We start from the raw sequence: 22414 nt of genomic DNA, 5'->3' as shown, positions 1-22414 counted from the left end.
GACCCAGGGGCGGGAGAGCCGGGGGCGGGAGAGCCGGGGGCGGGAGAGCCGGGTACCGGAGCGCCAGGGGCGGAAAGCCCGGGCACCGACGCGGGGGGCCCGGGCAGCGGCGCGGGCGCAGGAGAGCCGAGGGCTGCAGCGCCGGGGGCGGGAGACCCAGCGGCAGGAGCGCCGAGGGCTGGAGCGCCGGGGGCGGGAGACCCAGGGGCGGGAGAGCCGGGGGCGGGAGAGCCGGGGGCGGGAGAGCCGGGTACCGGAGCGCCAGGGGCGGAAAGCCCGGGCACCGACGCGGGCGCAGGAGAGCCGAGGGCTGCAGCGCCGGGGGCGGGAGACCCAGCGGCGGGAGAACCGGCTAGCGGAGCGCCAGGGGCGGAAAGCCCGGGCAGTGGCGCGGGCACAGGAGCGCCGGGGGCGGAATGTTCAGGCATCAGCGCGGAGGTCCCGGCAAGTGGCGCGGGCGCGGCAGTGCCGGGCGCGAGTACGGCCGTGCCCTGCATCGGAGACCCGGGCGGGGATACTGCCGTGCCCTGCATCGGAGACCCGGGCGGGGATACTGCCGTGCCCTGCGCCGGTGTGGCTGCCGGGTGCTGCACGGGGGGTGCCGGCGCCCAGGGGCCGGGCTCGCCGTACGGCGGGGTGCTGTAGGGGTCGGGATCGTGCAACGGCTTCGGCCGCCCGACGGGAGCCGCCCAGGCGGTTTCCCCGGCCGCCGTGCCCGACCCAGCCCCTGCCCCTGCCCCTGCCCCTGACACAGCTGTTCCTGTTCCTGCTTGGGTTCCGGCCCCTCCCGCGGTCGCGGCGGCCTCCGTAAGGGGTGTGGCGCCGCGCGCCGGAGTCGGCCTGGGCAGTTCGAAGTCGCCGGCGGCCCCGGTCTCGTCCCTGTCGCCCTGTTCCACGGGCGCCGGTCCGGTCACCGGACGGGCCAGCTCGAAGTCGGCCGGGACCTCATCGGCCTGGACGCCTGCCGGCACCGCGCCCGCGTGCTCGGCACCCTCGTGGGCACCGGCTCGTGTCGCCCCCGCCGCTCCCTCCGGACCTTCCTCCGGCGGGACACGGTTCCCCTCGTTCATGCTCTCCCCACGGCTGGCCGCGGCGGCGCGCTCGGGCGGCGGCCGCGGAACGTCGACTGCGCCCCCGGTCATCACCGCGGGCGCGGCCCTCACCGGATTCAACCAGGTTCGCGGGCCGTGGCGAAGTGGCCGGTCAGGGGAGCTGGTGTGGTGTGGCGGGGGATGCCGAAGACGCGGGGGTGTGGTCGGGGACGGGGGCGGACAGCAGGCTCGGGCCGGTGGCTCCGGGAAGCGTGGACCAGTCGGTGAGCGGGGGGTCCACCGTCGCGTCCAGGGCACGTATCAGTGGGGACACGGCGGCCGCTCCGGCCATCACCGGCCCGGTCAGACCCCGGACGAGGTCGGTCCCGGTCTGCACGGCGGCGGGGGACGGCGCTCCCGGCAGCAGCGGTGCGGACAGGGACGTCGGCACCACCGGCGTCTGGCCGAGCAGCGCGCCGCCCGAGGCGAGCAGCGGTCCTATCGCGCGGCGGCGCTGGGTGTCGGGCGTGGCCGCGCCGGCGACACCGCTCGTGCCTGTGCCCGTACCCGTGCCCGCCGAGCGCGCCGGGAGGACATTGCTGCCGGTGCCGGAGCCGCGTGCCTCCCCGGTCAGGTCGCCGGGGACGGCGGTGGTCACGCCACCGAGGGCGACGGCGGCCAGCGAGACCGCGCCGGCGGCGGCGAACGCGAACCGCAACCCGCGCGAGGCGGAGCGGCCGTCGTCCGGGCGGTCGACGGGGTGGATACGGAAGCCGCGCTCCCCGGGGAGGGGGACGGCGTGGTGCGGGCCGGCCGGGACGTACCCGAACGCGAAGCGCTCGCCGCGCCTCACGCCGAAGACTCCGGTGGTCCCGACGTCGGCGTCCCGTCCGGGGAATCCGCCGCCGGGCGGCGGCGTGCCGCCACCGTCCAGGTCGCCTCCCCCGGGAAGGCCCTGCAGGCGGGCCAGGAAGCTCTCCGAGGGCGGGGGCGGGGCCGCCTCCGCGAAGACGTTCTTCAGCGCGCGCTGGGCGTCCGCCTCCGCCTTGCAGCGGGCGCAGGTCGCCAGGTGCGCGAGGACGCGCTCACGCGTCTCATGACCCAGCTCTCCGTCCACCAGCGCGGAGAGTCGGTCTCCCAGGTGCTGCTCTGCGAGGTGCGCCTCCTCGACAGGTTTCGGTCGGGATCCACTCACGCGGGCGCGCCCCCTCCCCCCAGAGCGGGGACACGGGCCATGAAGGAGCGCCGCTCGGCCGCGCGGGCCTCCGGGGAGCGGTGCGCGAGGGCCTTGCGGAGCTGGGAGCGCCCGCGGTGGATGCGGGAGCGGACGGTGCCGAGCTTCACGCCGAGGGTCGCGGCGATCTCCTCGTACGACAGCCCCTCGATGTCGCACAGGACGACGGCGGCACGGAACTCGGGCGCGAGCGTGTCGAGGGCCTGCTGGACGTCGGCGTCGAAGTGGGCGTCGTTGAAGAGCTGCTGCGGGTTGGGTTCGCGGCTGGGCAGACGCTCGGCCGCGTCCTCGCCGAGGGCGTCGAAGCGGATGCGCTGCTTTCGCCGGACCATGTCCAGGAAGAGGTTCGTGGTGATGCGGTGCAGCCAGCCCTCGAAGGTGCCCGGCGAATACGTCGACAGTGAGCGGAAGACGCGGACGAAGACCTCCTGGGTGAGGTCCTCGGCGTCGTGCTGGTTGCCCGTCAGGCGGTAGGCCAGGCGGTAGACCCGGGCGCTGTGCGTGCTGACGATCTCGTCCCACGTGGGCGGAGTCCACGCCTGCCCGTCCGCGTCGGTGGAGAAGGTCGCGGTCTGGGCGTCGCCCGCGGCGAAGCCGGCGGCGTGGCGGTCAGCAGCGGTGTCGGTCACGGATTTCGGCCTGCCCGCCGACCCGAGGAAGCGCCGCAGCACTCCGCCCCGGTCCCCGAGCGCAGCCGCACCTCCCCTGTCGGCTCTGGTGGTGTCCAGTGGAGCCCCTACCATAGCCACCTCGCCCGTTAGCTCCGGATAAGCGGTTTTACGAGAATTTGATACACGCTGATACAGCTCATACGGCCGCGTCAGCAGTTGCTCGGCGTCCTGATCCACCTCTTACCCCCCGTCGCGTCCCGGGCCACCGGCTCAACCCTTATAAACGCCCGGCCTCATCTGCGGGTTCCCGACGCCAACGGATACAGTCACGCCCAGGCAACCATGGGGACGGGAGAGGGTCATTACCGGCAACCGGCAGACGAGCTGGGCGTTCGCCGACGCCTTTGTCGCCGAGGACGAAGCGCTGCGCTGGGCCCGCGACCGGGCCCGCGAGGCAGGGCTGCGCTCGGTGTCGCCCGGCACGGGCGCCGCGCTGCGACTGCTCGCCGCCTCCGTGGACGCGAAGGCGGTCGCGGAGATCGGCACCGGCTGCGGAGTGTCCGGGATCCATCTGCTGCACGGCATGCGCCCGGACGGGGTACTCACCACCGTCGACCCGGAGCCGGAGCACCAGCAGTCCGCCCGGCAGGCCTTCCGCGCCTGCGGCTTCGCCAGCAACCGCGCCCGCTTCATCCCGGGCCGCGCCCTGGACGTCCTGCCCCGGCTCGCGGACGCGGGGTACGACCTGGTCTTCTGCGACGGGGACCGGCTGGAGTACCTGGACTATCTCGCTGAATCGTTGCGCCTGCTCCGTCCGGGCGGCCTGGTGGTCTTCGAGGGGATCTTCGCCAACGGCCGCACCATCGACTCCGGCCCGCAGCCCACGGAGGTGCTGCGGCTGCGGGAGCTGCTGCGCACGATGCGGGAGAGCCAGGAGCTGGTGTCGTCGCTGCTGCCGGTGGGTGACGGGCTGCTGTGCGCCGTCAAACGGTGACCGCGGCCCCCGGCAGGCCCGCGGACGCCACTGCCCCGACACCGCGTACGATGCCGGGGCAGCCGCAAGGACAGGATTTCTGGGACGTCAGACGACGACCTTCTTGAGGGCGTCGCCAAGCGCCTCGGCCTCGTCAGGGGTCAGCTCGACGACGAGTCGACCGCCGCCTTCGAGCGGAACGCGCATGACGATGCCCCGCCCCTCCTTGGTCACCTCGAGCGGGCCATCGCCCGTCCGCGGCTTCATGGCCGCCATCCTCGTTCCCCTTCCTGAAACCAGCTCATCGTCTGCCGACCGCCCAGGGAGGGCCCGCGCCGTCCGAAGCAGACGCGCGTCACCGGCATCGAACACATTGCTTCCAGGCCATTATCCCGCATCGCAGGACCCGATGACCAACATCAGTCGGCATCGCTTGGGCAACGCGCGCGAGCAAAACCACTCAATTCGGCGATGTGGCTGCGATACTGCGCCACCGCACGGACATCCGCCAACCGGCTCCGCTCCGGTTTTCTTTGACGCAGGTCACACGTCCGGTCCGGCGCCCGGGCGCCGATCTCCGCCATGCTGTCCCCTGACAGGGGCGTACTGAGCGGTACGTCACCAGCCGCGACACCGGAGGGGATACGCCATGGCCGACACCGTGCTCTACGAGGTGAGCGACGGACTCGCGACGATCACGCTGAACCGCCCGGAGGCGATGAACGCGCTGAACATCGCGACCAAGGTCGCTCTCCGGGAGGCGGTGGAATCCGCAGCCGGGGACACGGCCGTACGGGCGATCCTGCTGACCGCCGCCGGCGAGCGGGCGTTCTGCGTGGGCCAGGACCTCAAGGAACACATCGGGCTGCTCGCCAGTGACCGGCAGACCGGGTCCGGGCAGACGATGACCACGGTCAAGGAGCACTACAACCCGATCGTGCGGGCCCTCGCCGGGGCGCCCAAGCCGGTGGTCGCCGCGGTGAACGGCGTCGCGGCCGGTGCCGGCTTCGGCTTCGCGCTCGCCGCGGACTACCGCGTCGTGGCCGACACGGCGGGCTTCAACACCTCCTTCGCCGGGGTCGCGCTGACCGCCGACTCAGGCATCTCCTGGACGCTCCCCCGCGTGATCGGCCCCGGCCGCGCCGCCGACCTGCTGCTCTTCCCGCGCAGCATCAGCGCCCAGGACGCGCTCGAGCTGGGTATCGCCAACCGGGTCGTACCCGCCGGTGAGCTGCGCGCCGAGGCCGAGAAGACGGCGCGGGCGCTGGCCGAGGGCCCGACGGTGGCGTACGCGGCGCTCAAGGAGGCGGTGGCCTACGGCCTCACGCACTCCCTCGCCGAGACCCTGGAGAAGGAGGACGAGCTGCAGACGCGGGCGGGGCAGTCGGAGGACCACGCGATCGCGGTGCAGGCGTTCGTCAACAAGGAGAAGCCGAAGTATCTGGGGCGGTAGCGCGTCGTGGGGAACCGCGGGCGCGTGGTGGCCGCTCCCGCGGTTCCCCGCGTCCCTCAAGGGGCGCTTCTCGCCACGCAGGTCTCCAAGTGGTCGTTGACCAAGCCGCACGCCTGCATCAAGGCGTACGCCGTCGTCGGGCCGACGAATCTCAGGCCCCGCCTCTTCAGGTCCTTCGACAGGGCCGTCGACTCCGGGGTCACCGCGGCGACGTCGGCCAGGCTCGTGGGGACCGGGCGGCCGGCCGGGTCGGGGGCGTGGGACCAGATCAGCCGGTCCAGCTCGCCCTCCGGCCAGTCGGCGAGCACGCGCGCGTTGGCGAGCGTCGCATCCACCTTGGCGCGGTTGCGGATGATGCCGGGGTCGGCCAGCAGTCGCTCGCGGTCGGCTTCCGTGAAGGCGGCGACCTTCTCGATCCGGAAGTCCGCGAAGGCCGCCCGAAAGCCCGGGCGGCGGCGCAGGATCGTGATCCAGGACAGGCCCGACTGGAAGGCTTCCAGGCTGATCCGCTCGAAGAGGGCGTCGTCGCCGTGGACCGGGCGGCCCCACTCCTCGTCGTGATACGACACGTAGTCGTCGGTGGACAGGGCCCAGGGGCAGCGCAGGGCGCCGTCGGGTCCGGCGAGGGCGGTTCCGGCGCTCATCCCTGGTCCTCCTGCCCGGGCTTGTCCGGGCGGGCGTGCGCGGCGGCGGCGGCCCGGGCTCCGGCCAGCGCGGACTCCAGGTCGGCGATCCGGGCGTCCCGCTCGGCGAGTTCGGCGGCGAGACGGCCGAGCGCGTCGTCGACGTCGGCCATGCGGTAGCCGCGCGGGGCGACCGCGAAGCGCAGGCTCTCCACGTCCGCGCGGTCCACCGGGCGGTCCACGGGCAGCGGATCCCGCAGCCGCTCCGGCGCCGCCTCGGGCAGCGGGCCGCTCTCGCCGCCGCCCACCACGGCGAGTGTCACCGCGGCGACCACGACGGCCAGCGCGACGACCAGGAACAAGAACATCACCATCGCCAGAGGTCCCCACGCTCGGTACCGGACAGTTGTGCCGGACGCTGAATCTGTCAGGGTCCGATCGTGCCATGCGAGTCTGACAGTTAGGGTCGCAGGCGGCCGTACTGCGGGACGTACTAGGAGAGGGCACAGCGGATGCTCAGGCTGGGCAAGCGGGAATTCGGGCCCCACGAGCCGGTGATCATGGCGATCGTGAACCGGACCCCGGACTCCTTCTACGACCAAGGGGCCACCTTCCGCGACGAGCCGGCCCTCGCGCGCGTGGAGCGGGCGGTGGCCGAGGGCGCCGCGATCATCGACGTCGGCGGGGTGAAGGCCGGTCCCGGCGAGGAGGTCACGGCGGCCGAGGAGGCGCGGCGGACGGTCGGCTTCGTCGCGGAGGTACGGCGCCGGTTCCCCGATGTGATCATCAGTGTGGACACCTGGCGGGCCGAGGTCGGCGAGGCGGTCTGCGAGGCGGGCGCCGACCTGCTGAACGACGCGTGGGGCGGGGTCGACCCGGGGCTCGCGGAGGTCGCGGCGCGGTACGGGGCGGGACTGGTGTGCACGCACGCCGGTGGTGTGCAGCCGCGGACGCGGCCCCACCGGGTGACCTACGACGACGTCATGGCCGACATCCTGAAGGTGACCGTGGGGCTGGCCGAGCGGGCGGTGGCGCTGGGGGTGCCGAGGGAGTCGGTGCTGATCGACCCCGGGCACGACTTCGGGAAGAACACGCGGCACAGCCTGGAGGCGACGCGGCGGCTGGACGAGATGGTCGCCACGGGGTGGCCGGTGCTGGTGTCCTTGTCCAACAAGGACTTCGTCGGCGAGTCGTTGGACCGGCCGGTCAAAGAGCGGCTGATCGGTACGCTGGCGACGACCGCGGTGTCCGCGTGGCTGGGCGCGCAGGTGTACCGGGTCCACGAGGTGGCCGAGACCCGGCAGGTACTGGACATGGTGGCGTCGATCGCCGGGCACCGCGTCCCCGCGGTGGCGCGCCGGGGTCTCGCCTAGAGTCCCATCTCCCGGGGGGACACGGACGGTGCTGTGGCGCCGGGCCGGTGGGCGCCGGGCGAGGCCGCGACAGCGGCCCGCGCCCGGCGCTCGCCGCCCGCGCTAGCGGCCCGCCTCCTTCGAGACCAGGGCCACCGCTTCCTCCACGTCGTCCGTCACATGGAACAGCAGCAGGTCCTTCTCGGCGGCCTTGCCCTGGGCGACCAGTGTGCCCTTCAGCCAGGACACCAGGCCGCCCCAGTACTCGGCACCGAAGAGGACGATCGGGAACCGGGTGACCTTCTGGGTCTGGACCAGGGTGAGGGCCTCGAAGAGTTCGTCCAGGGTGCCGAGACCGCCGGGCAGCACCACGAATCCCTGCGCGTACTTCACGAACATCATCTTGCGGACGAAGAAGTAGCGGAAGTTCAGGCCGATGTCGACGTACGGGTTCAGCCCCTGCTCGAAGGGGAGTTCGATGCCGAGCCCCACCGAGGTGCCGCCCGCCTCGGACGCGCCCTTGTTGGCCGCCTCCATCGCGCCCGGGCCGCCGCCGGTGATCACAGCGAAGCCGGCCTCCACCAGACCGCGGCCGAGCCGCACGCCCGCGTCGTACTCGGGCGAGTCCGCCGGCGTACGGGCCGAGCCGAACACGCTGATCGCGGGCGGGAGTTCGGCGAGGGTACCGAAGCCCTCGATGAACTCCGACTGGATGCGCAGGACCCGCCAGGGGTCGGTGTGGACCCAGTCCGAGGGGGCGCGCTCATCCAGCAGCCGCTGGTCGGTCGTGCTGGCCGTCACCTGTCCCCGCCGCCGGAGGACCGGTCCGAGCCGCTGCTCGTCCGGCGGCTGCTTCTTCCCCTCGGGGTTGCCGGTAGCCATGTAGCGCTCCCTCCGCTTGCCGGTAGTTCGATCTCAGCCTAGATCTGCGCGGGTTACAGAGGGGGGATGTGAGCATGTCCGGCGTGCGTCGGCGCCCGGCACGGCCTACGCGGTGAGCCAGTTCCGCAGGCGCTCCTCACCCGCCAGGATCTTCGCCGTCTGCACCCGCTCGTCACGCTTGTGGGCCAGGTGCGGGTTGCCCGGGCCGTAGTTGACCGCGGGAATGCCGAGCGCGGAGAAGCGGGACACGTCCGTCCAGCCGTACTTGGGCCGCGGGGTGCCGCCCACCGCCTCGATGAAGGCCGCCGCGGCCGGGTGGGAGAGGCCGGGCAGCGCGCCACCGCTGTGGTCGTCGACCACGAACTCCTCGACACCGCAGTCCGCGAACACCTCGCGGACGTGCGCGATCGCCTCCTCCTCGGTGCGGTCGGGGGCGTAGCGGAAGTTGACCGTGACCACGCACTCGTCGGGGATGACGTTGCCCGCGACCCCGCCGCTGACGCCCACCGCGTTCAGGCCCTCGCGGTACTCCAGGCCGTCGATCACCGGGTAGCGGGGTTCGTAGGACGCCAGGCGGGCCAGAATGGGGGCCACCGCGTGGATGGCGTTGGAGCCCATCCAGCCGCGCGCCGAGTGGGCCCGCTCGCCCGTGGTCTTCAGCAGCACGCGCAGGGTGCCCTGGCAGCCGCCCTCGACCTCGCCGTCGGAGGGCTCCAGCAGGATCGCGAAATCGCCCGTCAGCCACTCGGGGCGGGCCTCGGCGACGTGCTTGAGGCCGTTGAGGTCGGCGGCGACCTCCTCGTTGTCGTAGAAGACGAAGGTCAGGTCGCGGTTGGGCGCCGGGACCGTGGCCGCGATGCGCAGCTGTACCGCCACGCCGGACTTCATGTCGCAGGTGCCGCAGCCCCACAGCACGCCGTCCTCGTCGAGGCGCGAGGGCACGTTGTCCGCGATCGGGACGGTGTCGATGTGGCCGGCCAGGATCACGCGCTCGACGCGGCCCAGGTTCGTGCGGGCGATCACGTTGTTGCCGTGGCGGTCGACCGTCAGGTGCGGCAGGGCGCGCAGGGCCGCCTCGATCGCGTCCGCGAGCGGCTTCTCGGTGCCGCTCTCGGAGGGGAAGTCCACGAGCTGGGCGGTGAGCGCGGCGGCGTCGAGCGTGAGGTCAAGCGAGGTGTCGGCCATGGCCCCGACCCTAGCGCGCCCTCTTCCGGGGCCGAGGGCGCGGCGCTGCGCGGACCCCCCGTGGGGGCCTTGGACGGCTCCAGTACCTTGTACGCGTGTCAGAGCCGTCCCCCACCCGTCCCAAGCGTCGCGGCCGCCTCTTCCGTTTCGCAGCAGCCCTGCTGGTCCTGTGCGGCGTCGCCGCCTACCTCGTGGTGCAGTACGTCACCGGAGGCGGCGCAGCACGCGGCTGCACGGTGGTCTCGGCCGCGGGCGACGGGACGTCGTACGAGTTCACTCCGGAGCAGGCGGTGAACGCGGCGACGATCGCCGCCGTCGGCACCGGGCGCGGGATGCCCCGGCGGGCCGTGACGATCGCGCTCGCGACCGCCCTGCAGGAGTCGGGGCTGCGCAACATCGAGCACGGCGACCGGGATTCGCTCGGCCTGTTCCAGCAGCGGCCCTCGCAGGGCTGGGGCACCGAGCGGCAGATCATGGACCCGGCGTACGCGGCGGGCATCTTCTACGCACACCTGGCCAAGGTGCCCGACTACACCGCCCTGCCGCTGACGGTGGCCGCGCAGCGGGTGCAGCGCAGCGGCTACCCGGAGGCGTACGCCAAGCACGAACCGGACGCCACGCTGCTGGCGGCGGCCCTGACCGGCCGGGCGGCGGCCACGCTGACCTGCGCCGGGCGCCCGGCGCGCACGGCCTCGGCGACCGGCCCGGACGCGGTACGCGCCGCGCTGGTACGGGACTTCGGGCGGGACGCGCTGCAGGAGACCGGTGCGGAGGTGGGCGGTACGCCCGTGCCGTCGCCGTCCCCCTCGCCGAGCGTGACCGCGACCGCGCACGGGCGGACCGTGACCGTTCCGGTGTCCGAGGGCGCGAAGCAGGACGCGTCCGGGCGTACCGAGCGGGAACGGGGCTGGCAGCTGGCGCAGTGGGCGGTCGCCAACTCCTCGGCGCTGCACATCGAGCGGGTCTCGTACGCGGGGCGCGAGTGGACCGCCGGCAGCGACAGCGGCCGGTGGCGGTCGGTGGGTTCGGACGGGACCGCCGGCGCGGGGACCGCGGGCGCGGAGAATGCGGTGGGGGCCGTCCGGATCGTGACCGGACAGTAGTGCGGGGCCTCACTCCGGCGGGTTGTGCGGCTCCGGTTCGCCCGGCTGTCCGAGCCGGTCTCGTACCGAGGTGGGAAACCCTTGGAAATCAAGGGCCGTAAGGATTCTGCGGAGGGACGGGCAAACGTTCTTTGCCCGTTTTTATCCACACCTGATAATGCGATGCGTTATCCATTCTTTACCTGGGGCGTCCGCAACCTTCGCGGTCCTCGAGCGGTAGTCACGGCGTCCGAGCCCGGACACGAGCCCGGACACAGACTGTTCTCTCCCGTCGAATGGAGCATCATGTCCCTCCCTCTGACCCGCCGGATCGCCCGTGCAGCGCTGCTCGTCGCAGCGGGAGCGGCAGCCGGGGTCGGTGCGGCCGGTTCCGCCGGCGCGGCCACGAATCTGCCGGCGGCCACCCCCAACCTGGGCGGTCTGACCGCCCTGGACGGAGCGCACGTGGCCAACACCGTCGACGGCGCGGCGCACAGCGCCACCTCTCTCGCCGGCGACATGGGCGGCACGGCGGTCAAGCAGGCGGCCGCGGGCAAGACCGGCGGCGGTGCCGTGAAGAAGACGACGTCCGCGGCTCAGAAGACCGCGGGGGGCGCGGCCGGGACCGCTGGGAGCGTCCTGGGGGGCGCCGCGACCACCGCGACGAAGGGTGGGCTGCCGACGGACGCGCTGGGCAAGGGCGGGCTGCCCACCTCGTCCCTGCCGACGCACGGTCTGCCGCTGGGTGGCTGAGGCCGGCTGAGCCGGACGGTGACGGGGTCCAGGGACTTCCCTGGACCCCGTTCGCCTGTTTGCCCACAGCGGGAACGGCCTACGCCGCCAGGCGGGACACCGCCGCGCGGATCCGCTCGTCCGTGGCAGTGAGGGCCACTCGGACGAACTTCCTCCCCGCCTCGCCGTAGAAGTCCCCGGGAGCCACCAGGACGCCCCGGTCGGCCAGGTGGGCGACCGTGTCCCAGCAGGACTCGTCCCGGGTGGCCCAGAGGTACAGACTGGCCTCGCTGTGTTCGATGCGGAAGCCGTGGCCGAGCAGAGCCGCGCGCAGGGCCTCGCGGCGGGCCGCGTAGCGCTCGCGCTGGACGCGGACGTGTTCGTCGTCGCCGAGGGCCGCCACGACGGCCGCCTGGGTCGGCGCGGAGGTCATCATGCCGCCGTGCTTGCGGATCTCCAGCAGGGGGCCCAGGACGGCCGGGTCGCCGGCGATGAACGCCGCCCGGTAGCCCGCCAGGTTCGAGCGCTTGGACAGGGAGTGGACGGCGACGATGCCGTCGTGGGAGCCGTTGTTGACGTCCGGGTGCAGGACCGAGACCGGGTCGGCCTCCCAGCCCAGCTCCAGGTAGCACTCGTCGGAGACCAGCAGGACGCCGTGCTCGCGGGCCCAGGCCACGATGGCGGTCAGGTCCTGCTTCGACAGGACCTTGCCGGTGGGGTTGGACGGGGAGTTCAGCCACAGGAGCCGCAGGCCGGCCGGGTCCAGCTCGCGCGGGTCGTCGTAGACCTCGTACGCGGCGCGGGCCAGGCGGGCGCCGACCTCGTAGGTCGGGTAGGCGAGGCGCGGGTAGGCCACCTTGTCGCCGGGACCGAGGCCCAGCTGGGTCGGCAGCCAGGCCACCAGTTCCTTGGAGCCGACCACCGGCAGGACATGGCGGTGGGTGAGGTCGCGGGCGCCCAGGCGGCGCTCCAGCCAGCCGGTGATCGCGTCGCGCAGGGCCGGCGTACCCCACACGGTCGGGTAGCCCGGGGAGTCGGCCGCCGTGATCAGGGCCTTCTGGATCAGCTCGGGGACCGGGTCGACCGGGGTGCCGACGGAGAGGTCGACGATGCCGTCGGGGTGGGCCGCGGCGGTCTTCTTGTACGGGTCCAGCTTGTCCCAGGGGAAGGCGGGCAGCAGGTCGGAGACTGCGGACACGATCAGGGGCTCCCTTTTGTCTGGTGCGGCAAACGCCTCGGCCCGTACGGCGGTGATCTGGGCGATCGGGCCGTACGGGACCGAGGCGGCGCGTCGGACGGGCCGCTTGGCGCTTAAACGGTCACTCGCCCTGCGGCGGGAGCGCGGCGACGAAGGGGTGGTCGCGCTCGATCAGCCCCAGCTTGCTGGCACCGCCGGGAGAGCCCAGATCGTCGAAGAACTCGACGTTCGCCTTGTAGTAGTCCTTCCACTCCTCCGGAGTGTCGTCCTCGTAGAAGATCGCCTCGACCGGGCAGACCGGCTCACAGGCACCACAGTCGACGCATTCGTCCGGGTGGATGTACAAGGACCGCTGGCCCTCGTAGATGCAGTCGACCGGGCACTCCTCGATGCACGCCTTGTCCTTGACGTCGACACAAGGCTGCGCGATGACGTAGGTCACGCTGTCGTTCCTCCTCGATAGGGCGCTGGCGGGCCTCCTCAGGCTCCGCCGCCTGGCGCGCGGGAGCGCGGCGTCGTCGATGCCCACCCCTAGTATCTCCGTTCCGGAGCATGATCCGAACAGGAGGGGTGAACTGACCAGTGGAAATCTCGGCGGCAGGACGTCTGGAAGTCCGTATCACCCCTGCTGACGTGGGAAAACGAGTGTCGGTACGGTGCTTGAGCGAACCCGGAGAGACGCACCGGAAGTTCACCGACACGGTCGGTGTTCTCACATCATGGGATGATGGCGTGCTCATGATCACACGACGGGACGGCCGGAGTGTCCGGATCCCGGAATCCTCGCTGGTCGCGGGGAAGGTCGTACCGGCCGCTCCGGCCCGCCGGAGCGGCCCCGCGGCGAGCTACCGGGAACTCGCCCGCATCGCCTCGCGCGGGTGGCGGCCGGTGGAGAGCGAGCGGCTCGGCGAGTGGGAGTTGCGGGCGGCGGTCCAGGAGGGGCCGAGCGAAACGGGTCCCGGAGGGCCGGTGGCCGGGCGCCGGACGGGCTTCACGCGGCGGGCCAACAGCGTGCTGCCGCTCGGCGACCCCGGTCTTCCGCTCGACGCGGCCCTGGAGGCCGTACGACGCTGGTACGGCGAGCGCGGCCTGCCCGCCTACGTGCAGACCGCCACCGGGGCCGAGGGCACGCAGGAGCTGCTGTGCGCGGAGCTGGAGCGGCGCGGCTGGGTGCGGGAGGTGACCGCCGAGCTGTGGACGGGCGCCCTGGCGCCGGTCGCGGACCGGGCGGAGGGCGCGGACGTGGTCCTGTCCCGGGAGGCGGACGAGGCCTGGCTCGCGCGGTACCAGCGCAAGGGGATGAGCGAGGTGGCCCTGCGGGTGCTCGGATCGGGCCCGTCGGTGTGGTTCGCGTCCGTGCCCGGGCCCGTGGGTGAGCCGCCGGCGGCGATCGGGCGGTGTGTCGTGGACGGGCGATGGGCCGGGTTCGCGGCGGTCGAGGTGGATCCCGGCCGGCGACGGCAGGGGCTCGCCACCGAGGTGATGGCCGCGCTCGCCCGGCGCGCGCTGGACGAGGGCGCGTCGGCGGCCTGGCTGCAGGTCGAGACGGACAACGAGGGCGCCCGCGCGCTCTACGCCGCCCTGGGCTTCACGCCGCATCACGCGTACCACCACTACCGGGCGCCGGACCGATCCGGTCCCGGGCGGCCGTAGCAACCGTCGTGGAAGGGCAGGAGCCTGTCATGGGTCACACCTATCTGCCGCCCCCGTACCCGCCCCCGCCGGAGCGGGCCGCCGAGCTGCGGCAGCGGTTCGCCGAGGAGGCCCGCTCCGAGCGGCCGGACCTGTCGGCGCTGTGCCTGCTGATCGGCGCGCAGGCGGACGGCTCGCTGGACGAGGCCGGCATCGACGCCGCGCAGCTCGAGCTGGACCGGCTGGCGGGCGAGCTGCCGTACCGTCCCGGCGGGCCGCGCGCGTGGGCCGAGGCCGTACGGCGGCTGCTCGGCGCGCGGTACGAGTTCCACGGGACCCCGGCCGACTACCAGCGGCTGGAGTCCTCGCTGCTGCACGAGGTGCTGCGGCGGCGGCGCGGGCTGCCGATCCTGCTGTCGGTGGTGTGGCTGGAGGTGGCGCGCAGGGCGGGCGCCCCGGTGTACGGGGTCGCGCTGCCGGGACACTTCGTCGTCGGGTTCGGCACGGCGGAGGAACAGGTGCTGGCCGATCCGTTCGACGGGGGCCGCGTGCTCACCGGTTCCGATGCCGAGCTGCTCGTGGCCGGGGCCACCGGAGCGCCGCTGGACACCTCGATGCTGGAGCCCGCCGCGCCGCTGGAGGTCGTACAGCGCATCCTGAACAACATCCGGGCGTGGGCCGCCGCCCGGCCCGAGAGGTCCGACGTCGCCCTGCGGGCCGTGGAGTCGGCGCTGCTGGTCCCCTCGCATCCGGCCCGGCTGCGGTACGAGCGCGGGCAGCTCCTCGTACAGCGGGGAGAGTTCGTCGCGGGTGCCGAGGAACTCGACGCCTACGCCGACCTGATCGAGGTCGTCGACGAACCGGCCGCCCGCAAGGTACGGCAACAGGCCCACACCGCCCGCTCGATGCTCAACTGAGCCCTCACAGCCACCCTTTCTCCCGGGCGGTCCGCACGGCCTCCGCCCGGTTGCGTACCGCCAGCTTCTGGATGGCCGTGGAGAGGTAGTTGCGCACCGTGCCCTGGGAGAGGTGGAGGGCCTTGGCCAGTTCGGCGTTGGTGGCGCCGTCGGCCGCCGCGCGGAGCACCTCGCGCTCGCGCTCGGTGAGCGGGTTGGCGCCGTCGGCGAGCGCGGCGGCGGCGAGCGTGGGATCGATGACGCGCTCGCCGGACAGCACCTTGCGGATCGCCTCGGCGAGTTGGGCGGCCGGGGCGTCCTTGACGAGGAAGGCGTCGGCGCCCGCCTCCATGGCGCTGCGCAGATAACCGGGCCGGCCGAAGGTGGTCAGGACGACGAGCTTGACCCGCGGGTGCTCGCGGTGCACCCGGGCGGCCGCCTCGATGCCGGTGCAGCCCGGCATCTCGATGTCGAGCAGCGCCACGTCCACGCCGTGCGCGCCGACGGCCGGCAGCACCTCGTCCCCACGGGCCACCTGGGCGACGACCTCGATGTCGTCCTCCAGGCCCAGCAGCGCGGCCAGCGCCTCGCGGACCATCGACTGGTCCTCGGCCAGCAGGACCTTGATCGTGCTCGTCATGCCCCGGATCCTACGTCCCCCGGGAAGGCCGTGGGCATGCGGGCGACCAGCCGGAACCCGTGCTTGACCGGGCCCGCCTCCAGGGTCCCGCCGGCCTTCTCCAGACGTTCCGTCAGGCCGGTCAGACCGTTGCCCGGGCCGTTGCCGGAACCGCCGGAGCCGTTGTCCTCGACGGTGAGCTCGAGCACCGGCCCGTCCAGGGTCTGGCGGTGCGTGAGCTGGACGAGGCAGCGGTCGGCGCCGCTGTGCCGGACCACATTGGTGACCGCCTCGCGCAGTGCCCAGGCGAGCGCGGGCTCGGCCTCCTCGGGGACACCGGTGAGGTCGGGCTCGCCGGGCACCTCGGCGACCACCCCGGCGGCGGTCAGGGCGACCTGGGCGCCGGCGAGTTCGGCGGCGAGCCGGGGCCGCCGGTAGCCGGTGACGGCCTCCCGGACGTCCACCAGTGCCTGCCGGCTGACCTGTTCGATGTCGGCGACCTGCTGGGCCGCCTTGTCGGGTTGGCCGGGCAGCATGCGGCCGGCCAGCTCGCTCTTCAGCGTGATGAGGGACAGGGAGTGGCCGAGCAGGTCGTGCAGGTCGCGGGCGAGGCGCAGGCGTTCCTCGTTGGCGGCGAGCTGGGCGACGGTGGCCCGGGCCTTGCGCAGCTCGACGGTGGTACGCACGAGTTGGCCGACGCCGGTCATCGCGAACCCGATGAGCAGAACCAGCAGGAACAGACTTCGTGCCTCCTTCTCGTCGGAGTGCAGGCCGATCAGGTACATCACCACCGCGGAGGCCGGGATGGCCCAGTAGGCCGCCCACAGCGGCAGGGTGGCCCCCCAGGCGACCGAGAGGTAGACGAAGAGGCCCAGCCAGGCGCTGCCTAGGGTGACCGCCAGCACGGGGGCGAGGACGCCGAGGATCCCGCCCAGAGTGAGCACGACGCGCGGCGAGAACGGGCGGCCCATGTTGCGGAACACCAACGTCAGGTAGACCCCTACGAACGCGGTGAGGCCGAGTGAGCCGGCCACGGTGGCGCCGGTGGTGTGGCCGCCGTGGAGCAGATCGTCGACCGGCGAGCTGAGGAAGACCAGCCACACCCCGATCCACAACGTCTTGACCAGCAGCTCGCGCCGGTTGCGGGGCGGCCAGCCCACGGGGGCGTGCTTCGCGGCTGCCGCCTGCCGGTCTTGTGTCATCGCGCTCACGCCTTCAGCGTGTCCTTCCGGTACAGCCAGGCCGCGCCGCCCGCGAAGAGGACGAAGTAGACGGCGAGGACGGCGATGTCCGTCCCGTGCGGGGCCTGGCTCTGTTCGACCGCCCGTCCCAGGGCAGCGTACGCGTGGGTGGGCAGCCACTTGGCGATGTCCTGAAGGATCTGCGGGAAGGTCGTGGACGGCATCCACAGACCGCCGAGGATCGACAGACCGAAGTAGACGATCATCGTGATCGGGCGGACCGCGTCCCCGGAGGCGACGTACCCGATGGCGACGCCGAGGGCCGCGAAGACGAGGCTGCCGGCCCAGATGACACCGGTGAGGGCGAGCCACTGCCAGGCGTCGAGGCGTACGTGCTTCACGGCGGCGGCGACGAGGAACACGACGACGATGGACGGCAGGCTCACCACCGCGGCACTGGCGGTCTTGGCGAGGACGTAACCGCGCCCGGGCAGCGGGGTCAGCCGCAGCTGCCGTACCCAGCCGCTCTCCCGCTCCTTGGCGATGCGCTCGCTGTTGCCCATCAGCACGGCGGTCAGGGCGCCGAAGGAGGCCATGGAGACCATCAGGTAGGTGGCGACGGTCAGGCCGCTGTCGTCGACCTTGTCGCCGGAGCCGGCGCTGCTGGAGAAGATCAGGTAGATGAACGAGGGATAGAGCACCGAGAAGAACAGGAACTTTTTGTTGCGCAGGGCGCGGGCGAGTTCGAGCTTGATCAGTGAGTTCATGACTGCTTGGCCTCCTCGGCCTCGGTGATGGCGACGAAGGCCTGCTCCAGGCCGAGGCCGGCGACTTCGAGGTTGCGGGGGTAGACACCGAGGCCGTACAGGGCGTGGACGGTCGCGTCGGCGTCGGAGGACTGGATGCGGACGGTCTGCCCGGACACATCGAGGGAGGTCAGGAACGGCAGCGCGCGCAGGGCGGCCTCGTCGACGGCGCCCTCCAGGTCGAAGGAGACCCGCCGCGCCCCCGCCCTGGCCTTGATCTCGGCGGCCGTGCCGTCGGCGAGCAGCCGGCCGCGGTGCAGCACCAGGACCCGGTCGGCGATGGCGTCGGCCTCTTCGAGGTAGTGGGTGGCGAAGAGGACCGTGCGGCCCTGGTCCGCCTGCTCGCGCATGGTGGCCCAGAAGGCGTGGCGGGCGGAGACGTCCATGCCGGTGGTGGGCTCGTCGAGGATGATCAGGTCGCTGTCGCCGGCGGTGGCGAGGGCGAAGCGGACCCGCTGGGCCTGGCCGCCGGAGAGCTTGTTGACCTTGCGGTCCGCGATCTGCGTGATGCCCGCCCGGGCCAGCACGTCCGTGGCCCGGTACGGCCTCGGATGCAGCGAGCAGGCCAGCTTGACCAGTTCGGCGACGGTGACCTCGTCCATCAGGCCGCCGCTCTGCAGCATGGCCCCGACCCGGCCGGCGACGATCGCCTCGCGCGGGCTGGTCCCGAAGACCCGCACCGTGCCGCTGTCGGGCTGCTTGAGCCCGAGGAGCAGGTCGAGGGTGGTGGACTTGCCGGCTCCGTTCGGGCCGAGGAGGGCGACGGTCTCGCCGGGGTACAGCCGGAGCGAGAGTCCGTCGACGGCCCGGGTGCTGCCGTAGGTCTTGGTCACCTGGTCGAACCCGACCACCTGGGTGGTGGTGGCCGGCGCCGCTGTCGTTGTCATGGTGTCCATGCTGGCCGGGAGGGCCCCGGGTCCGGCAGTGCCGGCGGTCCTGACTGCCGGATGACAGATGTCATGCGGATCGGGTGACATGCCCGAAAGGGGCGCCCGGCCAGGTGCCGGACGCCCCTTTCGTGACGCTCTTGGCTAGCTCGGGTTCGTCTCGATGACCGCGACCCGGTTGGTCCTGCTCATCAGCGCCTGGCGCAGGGCGACATAGACGTCCTGGGGCGTGACGGCGGTCTTCTTGCCGTTGCCGCGGGTGATCAGCACGCCGTCGAAGGCCTGGCCGTACAGCTGCTGCAGGGCCGTCAGGTCGGGCTTGTCGACCAGCTTGCCGTTGACGGCCGTCACCTTGAGGAACTTCCGCAGCGACTTCTGCGGGCTCATCGGCACCGAGTGGGCCGCGTCCGTCTGCACGGTCACGTTGCCCGACATCGCCGGCTGCGCGAACTCCTTCATCATCCGGTCGACCTCGGCGTTCGAGACCGTCGGCTGCTTGGTGGCCGTCGGTACGGTGACCGGGGTCACGGCGCCCGTCTCCACCAGCGTGCGGTACGCCTGCTCGACCGCCTGGGTCGACCGGCCCGCGTCGATGGCCTTGCCCGCCTTGCCGTAGACGGCCACGGCCTTGCCGGAGCTGAAGTCGATGGTGCCGTCCGTGACCGAGCCCGAGCCGCCGCCGGCCTGCTGGAGGGCGGCCTGCAGCTTCTCCTCGTCCACCGGCATGACCGGCTCGACCACACGCTTCTGCCCGAAGAGGGAACCGACCACGTGGGCCGGGTTGTAGTCGCTCTTCGCGGCCTGGCTCACCGTGGCCTGGAAGTCGAACTGCAGCCCCGCGTTCTCCGGGGTGAGGGTGACGGTCTTGCCGCCCACCGCCAGCTTCAGCGGCTTGTTCACCCGGCTGCCGAACGCGTCGTCGAGTTTCTTGACGGCGTCGTCGCGGGTGCCGCCGCCGATGTCGACACCGAGCACCGTGGTGCCCTTGGGCACGTCGGTGCGGTTCATCAGCAGCCCGGCGCCGTAGGCACCGCCCGCGACGACGACCACGGCGACGGTGAGCAGCACCAGCTTGCTGCGGCCCTTCTTCTTCGGCTTGGCCGCCGCCTTGGGCGTGGCGGCCGGCCCGGGCTTGGGTGCCGTGTGCGGCACCGGGCCGTCGGTGTGCCCGGCGGAGCCGAACGGGGCGCTGCCGGCACCGGGGACGACCGGGATGCCGCTGGTGACCGTGTGCCCGGAGATGTTGTCCGCGGCCGGGGAGCGGTAGCCGGGCGTGCCCGGTTCGGGGGCCGGCTTCTGCGGGGTGAGGATGGCGGTGTCGTCGCTGAGCCCGCCACCGGGACCGCGCCCGGTGGTACCGGAGGGCCCGTCGAGATCGGCGAGGGCGCTGCGGGCGGGCGGGGCGCTCTGGCCGCCGGGGACGCCGTAGCCGCCGGGGCCGTCGAAGGGTTCGCCGGCGTCCGGACCGAGGGGGCCGTTGCCGGTGACCGGGCCGCTGGTGGGGCCGGCCGGACCGTGGGGGCCGCCCGGGCCGCCCTGGCCGCCGGGCCCGCTGAAGCCGCTGGGGCCGCCGGGTCCACCGCGTCCGTTCGCGCCGCCGACGCCCGCGCTGCCACCGAAGCCGTCCTGGCCGCTCGCCCCCGTGCCGCCGAAGCCGTCGTGGCCGTTCGTGCCCGCGGTGCCGAAACCGTCGTGGCTGTTCGCGCCGGTACCGAGGCCGCCCTGGCCGTCGCCGTTCTCCGCGAAGTACGGCAGGTCGTCGCGGCGCGGTTCGCCGCCACCGCTCGCGCCGGGGCGGGAGCCGCCGCCGAGGGGGCCCGCGGTCAGCGCCTCGGTCACGTCGAAGGAGCCGGTGCCACCGCCGTGGCCCGGGGCGACAGGGCCGCCGGTGGCGCCGGGCAGGCCCTTGCCGTTCGTGGCGCCGGGACGGGAGGCGCCCGGCACGCTCATGGCGCCGACCACACCGCCGGGGCGCCCGGCGCCGGGGCGTGCGCTGGTGGTACCGGCCGCGCCGGACGTTCCGGGACCACCCGTACGGGCTCCCGGCGCGCCGGAGGCGGCGGAACCACCGGGGATTCCTGCGCCGTTCGTGCCGCCGCCGCCCGGACCGCCCTTTCCGGCGCCGGACTTGCGGGGCGCGAACCAGTCGCTGGTCTTCTCCCCGGCCTGCGGCGCGGGCTCGGCGGGGGCCTCGGCGGTGCCGGTGGCCGTCCGGTCGGGCGCGGGCCGCGTGTCGGCCGCGGGCCGCGTGTCGGCCGCGGGCGCCTCGTCCCCGGCGCCGTCGGTGTCCCCGACGGGCTTGCGCATGACGACCGGCGGGATGGGCCGCGATCCGGGGATGTTGATCCGGATCCGGGTCGTCAGCGTGGTCTCGGTCTTCTTCTCCTCCGGCCGCGTGCCCGGACGGCCCGCGGGCGCACCGTCGTCGGAAGCCATGGGGGTCCCGTACGGCGGCGTGCCGGAAGGGTATGCGGCTCCGCCGCGCCCGTTGGGCCCGGTGGACGGAGTGTCAGTTTCACGACTCAAGGCAGGTTCTCCCAGTTGGCTCCACCGCCCGTTACGACCTCACTGCTCTGGCGGTCCCCCCGACTCGAGCAAAGTCGAGAGCTGGGGGAGGCTCGGCGGCGCGCACCACCATACTGGCCACTTCTGGCGCTCATCCCGTGACCGCTGAGGAAACCCACACCGGACTCGCACGTGCGCCGCACGGCGAAGTGGTACGTCACTTGTCAAGTCGGGCGGAGCCGCCACGGGGTTGCCGCCCGACGCTAAGCGTGGCGCAGATCACAGCGAGAGCCATGCCCCCGAGCAGGAAGAGGTAGGAGCCGCCTCCGGCGCCGAAGAGGAAGTCGCCTTCGGGGCGTGAGGCGGTGAGCAGGATGACGGCGATGATCCAGCCGGCCACCGGTGCCACCGCTCCGCCCCGGCCGCCGGTGGCGTGCGCACCGCCGAGGAACAGCCCGGCCGCGCCCGCGAGGGCGAGCAGCAGCCCGCCGGGGAACCAGGCGGCCTGGACGAGGGCCCCGGCGAATCCCGTGACGGCACCGAGCAGGAAGAGGCCGAGGTGGGCGGCCACCCGTCCGGCCGGAGGCCGCCGCAGCGGCTGGGCGAGCAGCGAGCCCTGTCCACTGTTGCTCATGACGCCTCCCCGGCGCCGAGGCCGGCGAACAGGTCGGTCTCCCCGGGCTGCCCGGGGCCGCGCACCAACTCGTAGTACTCGGTGGTGAACAGCGGCTGGGCGAGTTCGTTGGAGAGCGCGAAGTACGGCTCGGCCACCTGGATCTGGGTGGCGTGGGCGCGCATCGCGGCGGCCTTGGCGGAGGCGTACGCGCCGCCGTCGATCGTGGTGGTGATCCGCTCGTCGTCCACGACGCCCGGCACGTCGTCCACGGCCGCACCCTTGCCGAACGGCAGTTGGGGCAACTCGTCCTGGAGGCGGGCGAAAGCGGCCTCGGCGACGGAGCGCGGGACCCGGTTCCAGTAGACCTTGGCGATCCGGTGGCCCCGCTCGGCCGCGAGGTCGACGGCGCGCATGGCGACCCGGTGGGCCTGGATGTGGTCCGGGTGGCCGTAGCCGCCGTGGTCGTCGTAGGTGACGAGGACCTGGGGGCGGGCCTCCAGGATCACCTCGGCGAGGCGGCCGGCGGCCTCGTCCACGTCGGCCTGCCAGAAGCAGCCGGGGTCGTCGTTGTCGGGGATGCCCATCATCCCGGAGTCGCCGTACCGGCCCGCCCCGCCGAGCAGCCGGGCGTCGCTCACGCCCAGCTCACGCACGGCGGCGGCCAGCTCGCCGCGCCGGTGCGCGCCCAGCGCGGGGCCGCTCAGCTGCCGCAGCTCCGGCGGAATGACCTCGCCCCGCTCGCCGAGCGTGCAGGTGACCAGGGTCACATGGGCACCCTCGGCCGCGTACCGGGCCATGGTCGCGCCGTTGTTGATCGACTCGTCGTCCGGGTGCGCGTGCACCAGCAGCAGACGCCGGGCTGGCAGTTCCGTCATGGGGTCAGCCTATGAGGCGGCCGGGCGGTTCGCCGAACCCC

Annotated in this window: 23 protein-coding genes; 7 read left to right on the top strand and 16 right to left on the bottom strand. The window is 73.2% G+C overall.

Translation table 11 applies throughout. The annotated features are described in order from the left end of the window. Positions 1 to 1203: 1203 nt before the first annotated feature. Positions 1204 to 2226 (bottom strand): anti-sigma factor family protein, encoded by a 1023-nt coding sequence (locus AC07C1_RS17220; RefSeq protein ID WP_478939793.1) that lies wholly within the window; start codon positions 2224 to 2226, stop codon positions 1204 to 1206. Next, entirely contained in the window at positions 2223 to 3008 is a 786-nt protein-coding gene (sigE, locus tag AC07C1_RS17215) for an RNA polymerase sigma factor SigE (RefSeq protein WP_478939791.1), read from the bottom strand. The genes AC07C1_RS17220 and sigE overlap by 4 nt, the downstream gene beginning before the upstream one ends. A gap of 163 nt (positions 3009 to 3171) precedes the next feature. Between sigE and AC07C1_RS17210 the strand changes: the two genes are divergently transcribed. After that, a complete protein-coding gene (locus AC07C1_RS17210) occupies positions 3172 to 3870 on the top strand; it encodes an O-methyltransferase (protein ID WP_478939948.1) in 699 nt (232 codons plus the stop codon). 87 nt (positions 3871 to 3957) lie between these two features. Here AC07C1_RS17210 and AC07C1_RS17205 read toward each other — a convergent pair whose 3' ends face one another. Next, positions 3958 to 4125, bottom strand: a complete 168-nt coding sequence (locus tag AC07C1_RS17205; protein ID WP_018544333.1) for a DUF3117 domain-containing protein — start codon at positions 4123 to 4125, stop codon at positions 3958 to 3960. 373 nt (positions 4126 to 4498) lie between these two features. Here AC07C1_RS17205 and chcB point away from each other — a divergent pair, with 373 nt between their 5' ends. Beyond that, the gene (gene chcB / locus AC07C1_RS17200; protein ID WP_478939789.1) at positions 4499 to 5302 is read left to right on the top strand and encodes a 2-cyclohexenylcarbonyl CoA isomerase; all 804 of its coding nucleotides are present in this window, start codon (positions 4499 to 4501) and stop codon (positions 5300 to 5302) included. 56 nt (positions 5303 to 5358) lie between these two features. Here chcB and AC07C1_RS17195 read toward each other — a convergent pair whose 3' ends face one another. Further along, positions 5359 to 5946, bottom strand: coding sequence for a DNA-3-methyladenine glycosylase I (locus AC07C1_RS17195; protein WP_478939787.1), 588 nt, complete (start codon positions 5944 to 5946; stop codon positions 5359 to 5361). Then, positions 5943 to 6299, bottom strand: a complete 357-nt coding sequence (locus AC07C1_RS17190; RefSeq protein WP_478939785.1) for a DivIVA domain-containing protein — start codon at positions 6297 to 6299, stop codon at positions 5943 to 5945. The genes AC07C1_RS17195 and AC07C1_RS17190 overlap by 4 nt, the downstream gene beginning before the upstream one ends. A 138-nt stretch (positions 6300 to 6437) precedes the next feature. Between AC07C1_RS17190 and folP the strand changes: the two genes are divergently transcribed. Beyond that, positions 6438 to 7298 carry a dihydropteroate synthase gene (gene folP, locus AC07C1_RS17185; protein ID WP_478939783.1) on the top strand — a complete coding sequence of 287 codons (861 nt, stop codon included), beginning with the start codon at positions 6438 to 6440 and terminating at the stop codon, positions 7296 to 7298. A gap of 102 nt (positions 7299 to 7400) precedes the next feature. On the opposite strand, the gene AC07C1_RS17180 is transcribed toward folP, so the two are convergent. Next, a complete protein-coding gene (locus tag AC07C1_RS17180) occupies positions 7401 to 8159 on the bottom strand; it encodes an LOG family protein (RefSeq protein WP_478939782.1) in 759 nt (252 codons plus the stop codon). A 105-nt stretch (positions 8160 to 8264) separates the two neighbouring features. Next, positions 8265 to 9344, bottom strand: a complete 1080-nt coding sequence (gene dapE, locus AC07C1_RS17175) for a succinyl-diaminopimelate desuccinylase (RefSeq protein WP_478939780.1) — start codon at positions 9342 to 9344, stop codon at positions 8265 to 8267. A gap of 95 nt (positions 9345 to 9439) precedes the next feature. On the opposite strand from dapE, the gene AC07C1_RS17170 reads away from it, so the two are divergent. Further along, complete coding sequence (locus AC07C1_RS17170) at positions 9440 to 10447, top strand: VldE C-terminal domain-containing protein (protein ID WP_478939779.1); 1008 nt, start codon at positions 9440 to 9442, stop codon at positions 10445 to 10447. 285 nt (positions 10448 to 10732) lie between these two features. After that, positions 10733 to 11179, top strand: a complete 447-nt coding sequence (locus AC07C1_RS17165; protein WP_478939777.1) for an ATP-binding protein — start codon at positions 10733 to 10735, stop codon at positions 11177 to 11179. A 79-nt stretch (positions 11180 to 11258) separates the two neighbouring features. On the opposite strand, the gene AC07C1_RS17160 is transcribed toward AC07C1_RS17165, so the two are convergent. Beyond that, on the bottom strand, positions 11259 to 12356 hold the full coding sequence (locus tag AC07C1_RS17160; protein WP_478939775.1) for a bifunctional succinyldiaminopimelate transaminase/glutamate-prephenate aminotransferase: 1098 nt from the start codon (positions 12354 to 12356) through the stop codon (positions 11259 to 11261). A 121-nt stretch (positions 12357 to 12477) separates the two neighbouring features. Continuing rightward, complete coding sequence (gene fdxA, locus AC07C1_RS17155) at positions 12478 to 12798, bottom strand: ferredoxin (RefSeq protein ID WP_121787075.1); 321 nt, start codon at positions 12796 to 12798, stop codon at positions 12478 to 12480. A gap of 140 nt (positions 12799 to 12938) precedes the next feature. Here fdxA and AC07C1_RS17150 point away from each other — a divergent pair, with 140 nt between their 5' ends. Both AC07C1_RS17150 and AC07C1_RS17145 read left to right on the top strand, forming a co-directional pair. Next, positions 12939 to 14009 (top strand): GNAT family N-acetyltransferase, encoded by a 1071-nt coding sequence (locus AC07C1_RS17150; RefSeq protein ID WP_478939773.1) that lies wholly within the window; start codon positions 12939 to 12941, stop codon positions 14007 to 14009. A gap of 29 nt (positions 14010 to 14038) precedes the next feature. Further along, a complete protein-coding gene (locus tag AC07C1_RS17145; protein WP_478939771.1) occupies positions 14039 to 14905 on the top strand; it encodes a transglutaminase family protein in 867 nt (288 codons plus the stop codon). Positions 14906 to 14909: 4 nt separating this feature from the next. Here AC07C1_RS17145 and AC07C1_RS17140 read toward each other — a convergent pair whose 3' ends face one another. From AC07C1_RS17140 to mshB, 7 genes are all read right to left on the bottom strand, one after another. Then, positions 14910 to 15524, bottom strand: coding sequence for a response regulator (locus AC07C1_RS17140; protein WP_478939770.1), 615 nt, complete (start codon positions 15522 to 15524; stop codon positions 14910 to 14912). Further along, positions 15521 to 16714: a sensor histidine kinase gene (locus AC07C1_RS17135; RefSeq protein ID WP_478939769.1), complete on the bottom strand. Its 1194-nt coding sequence runs from the start codon at positions 16712 to 16714 to the stop codon at positions 15521 to 15523. The genes AC07C1_RS17140 and AC07C1_RS17135 overlap by 4 nt, the downstream gene beginning before the upstream one ends. After that, positions 16711 to 17451 carry an ABC transporter permease gene (locus AC07C1_RS17130; protein ID WP_478939767.1) on the bottom strand — a complete coding sequence of 247 codons (741 nt, stop codon included), beginning with the start codon at positions 17449 to 17451 and terminating at the stop codon, positions 16711 to 16713. Before AC07C1_RS17130 ends, AC07C1_RS17135 begins: the two co-directional genes overlap by 4 nt. After that, positions 17448 to 18377, bottom strand: a complete 930-nt coding sequence (locus AC07C1_RS17125) for an ABC transporter ATP-binding protein (protein ID WP_478939766.1) — start codon at positions 18375 to 18377, stop codon at positions 17448 to 17450. The genes AC07C1_RS17130 and AC07C1_RS17125 overlap by 4 nt, the downstream gene beginning before the upstream one ends. 144 nt (positions 18378 to 18521) lie before the next feature. Continuing rightward, complete coding sequence (locus AC07C1_RS17120; protein ID WP_478939764.1) at positions 18522 to 20903, bottom strand: hypothetical protein; 2382 nt, start codon at positions 20901 to 20903, stop codon at positions 18522 to 18524. 196 nt (positions 20904 to 21099) lie between these two features. After that, positions 21100 to 21516, bottom strand: coding sequence for a DUF6113 family protein (locus tag AC07C1_RS17115; RefSeq protein ID WP_478939762.1), 417 nt, complete (start codon positions 21514 to 21516; stop codon positions 21100 to 21102). After that, positions 21513 to 22373 carry an N-acetyl-1-D-myo-inositol-2-amino-2-deoxy-alpha-D-glucopyranoside deacetylase gene (mshB, locus tag AC07C1_RS17110; protein WP_478939760.1) on the bottom strand — a complete coding sequence of 287 codons (861 nt, stop codon included), beginning with the start codon at positions 22371 to 22373 and terminating at the stop codon, positions 21513 to 21515. Before mshB ends, AC07C1_RS17115 begins: the two co-directional genes overlap by 4 nt. Between the last annotated feature and the right edge of the window lie 41 nt (positions 22374 to 22414).

The sequence above is a fragment of the Streptomyces sp. NPDC045022 genome (genome assembly GCF_056432605.1).
The sequence above is the reverse complement of the archived record's forward strand: the minus strand, read 5'-3'. Positions and strand labels throughout refer to the sequence as shown.

Excerpts from the sequence above, each read along its gene's own strand:
- sigE (WP_478939791.1), bottom strand. The coding sequence starts at position 3,008 with ATGGTAGGGGCTCCACTGGACACCACCAGAGCCGACAGGGGAGGTGCG.
- AC07C1_RS17205 (WP_018544333.1), bottom strand. The coding sequence starts at position 4,125 with ATGGCGGCCATGAAGCCGCGGACGGGCGATGGCCCGCTCGAGGTGACC.
- chcB (WP_478939789.1), top strand. The coding sequence starts at position 4,499 with ATGGCCGACACCGTGCTCTACGAGGTGAGCGACGGACTCGCGACGATC.
- AC07C1_RS17195 (WP_478939787.1), bottom strand. The coding sequence starts at position 5,946 with ATGAGCGCCGGAACCGCCCTCGCCGGACCCGACGGCGCCCTGCGCTGC.
- AC07C1_RS17190 (WP_478939785.1), bottom strand. The coding sequence starts at position 6,299 with ATGGTGATGTTCTTGTTCCTGGTCGTCGCGCTGGCCGTCGTGGTCGCC.
- folP (WP_478939783.1), top strand. The coding sequence starts at position 6,438 with ATGCTCAGGCTGGGCAAGCGGGAATTCGGGCCCCACGAGCCGGTGATC.
- AC07C1_RS17180 (WP_478939782.1), bottom strand. The coding sequence starts at position 8,159 with ATGGCTACCGGCAACCCCGAGGGGAAGAAGCAGCCGCCGGACGAGCAG.
- dapE (WP_478939780.1), bottom strand. The coding sequence starts at position 9,344 with ATGGCCGACACCTCGCTTGACCTCACGCTCGACGCCGCCGCGCTCACC.
- AC07C1_RS17165 (WP_478939777.1), top strand. The coding sequence starts at position 10,733 with ATGTCCCTCCCTCTGACCCGCCGGATCGCCCGTGCAGCGCTGCTCGTC.
- AC07C1_RS17145 (WP_478939771.1), top strand. The coding sequence starts at position 14,039 with ATGGGTCACACCTATCTGCCGCCCCCGTACCCGCCCCCGCCGGAGCGG.
- AC07C1_RS17140 (WP_478939770.1), bottom strand. The coding sequence starts at position 15,524 with ATGACGAGCACGATCAAGGTCCTGCTGGCCGAGGACCAGTCGATGGTC.
- AC07C1_RS17130 (WP_478939767.1), bottom strand. The coding sequence starts at position 17,451 with ATGAACTCACTGATCAAGCTCGAACTCGCCCGCGCCCTGCGCAACAAA.
- AC07C1_RS17125 (WP_478939766.1), bottom strand. The coding sequence starts at position 18,377 with ATGACAACGACAGCGGCGCCGGCCACCACCACCCAGGTGGTCGGGTTC.
- AC07C1_RS17115 (WP_478939762.1), bottom strand. The coding sequence starts at position 21,516 with ATGAGCAACAGTGGACAGGGCTCGCTGCTCGCCCAGCCGCTGCGGCGG.
- mshB (WP_478939760.1), bottom strand. The coding sequence starts at position 22,373 with ATGACGGAACTGCCAGCCCGGCGTCTGCTGCTGGTGCACGCGCACCCG.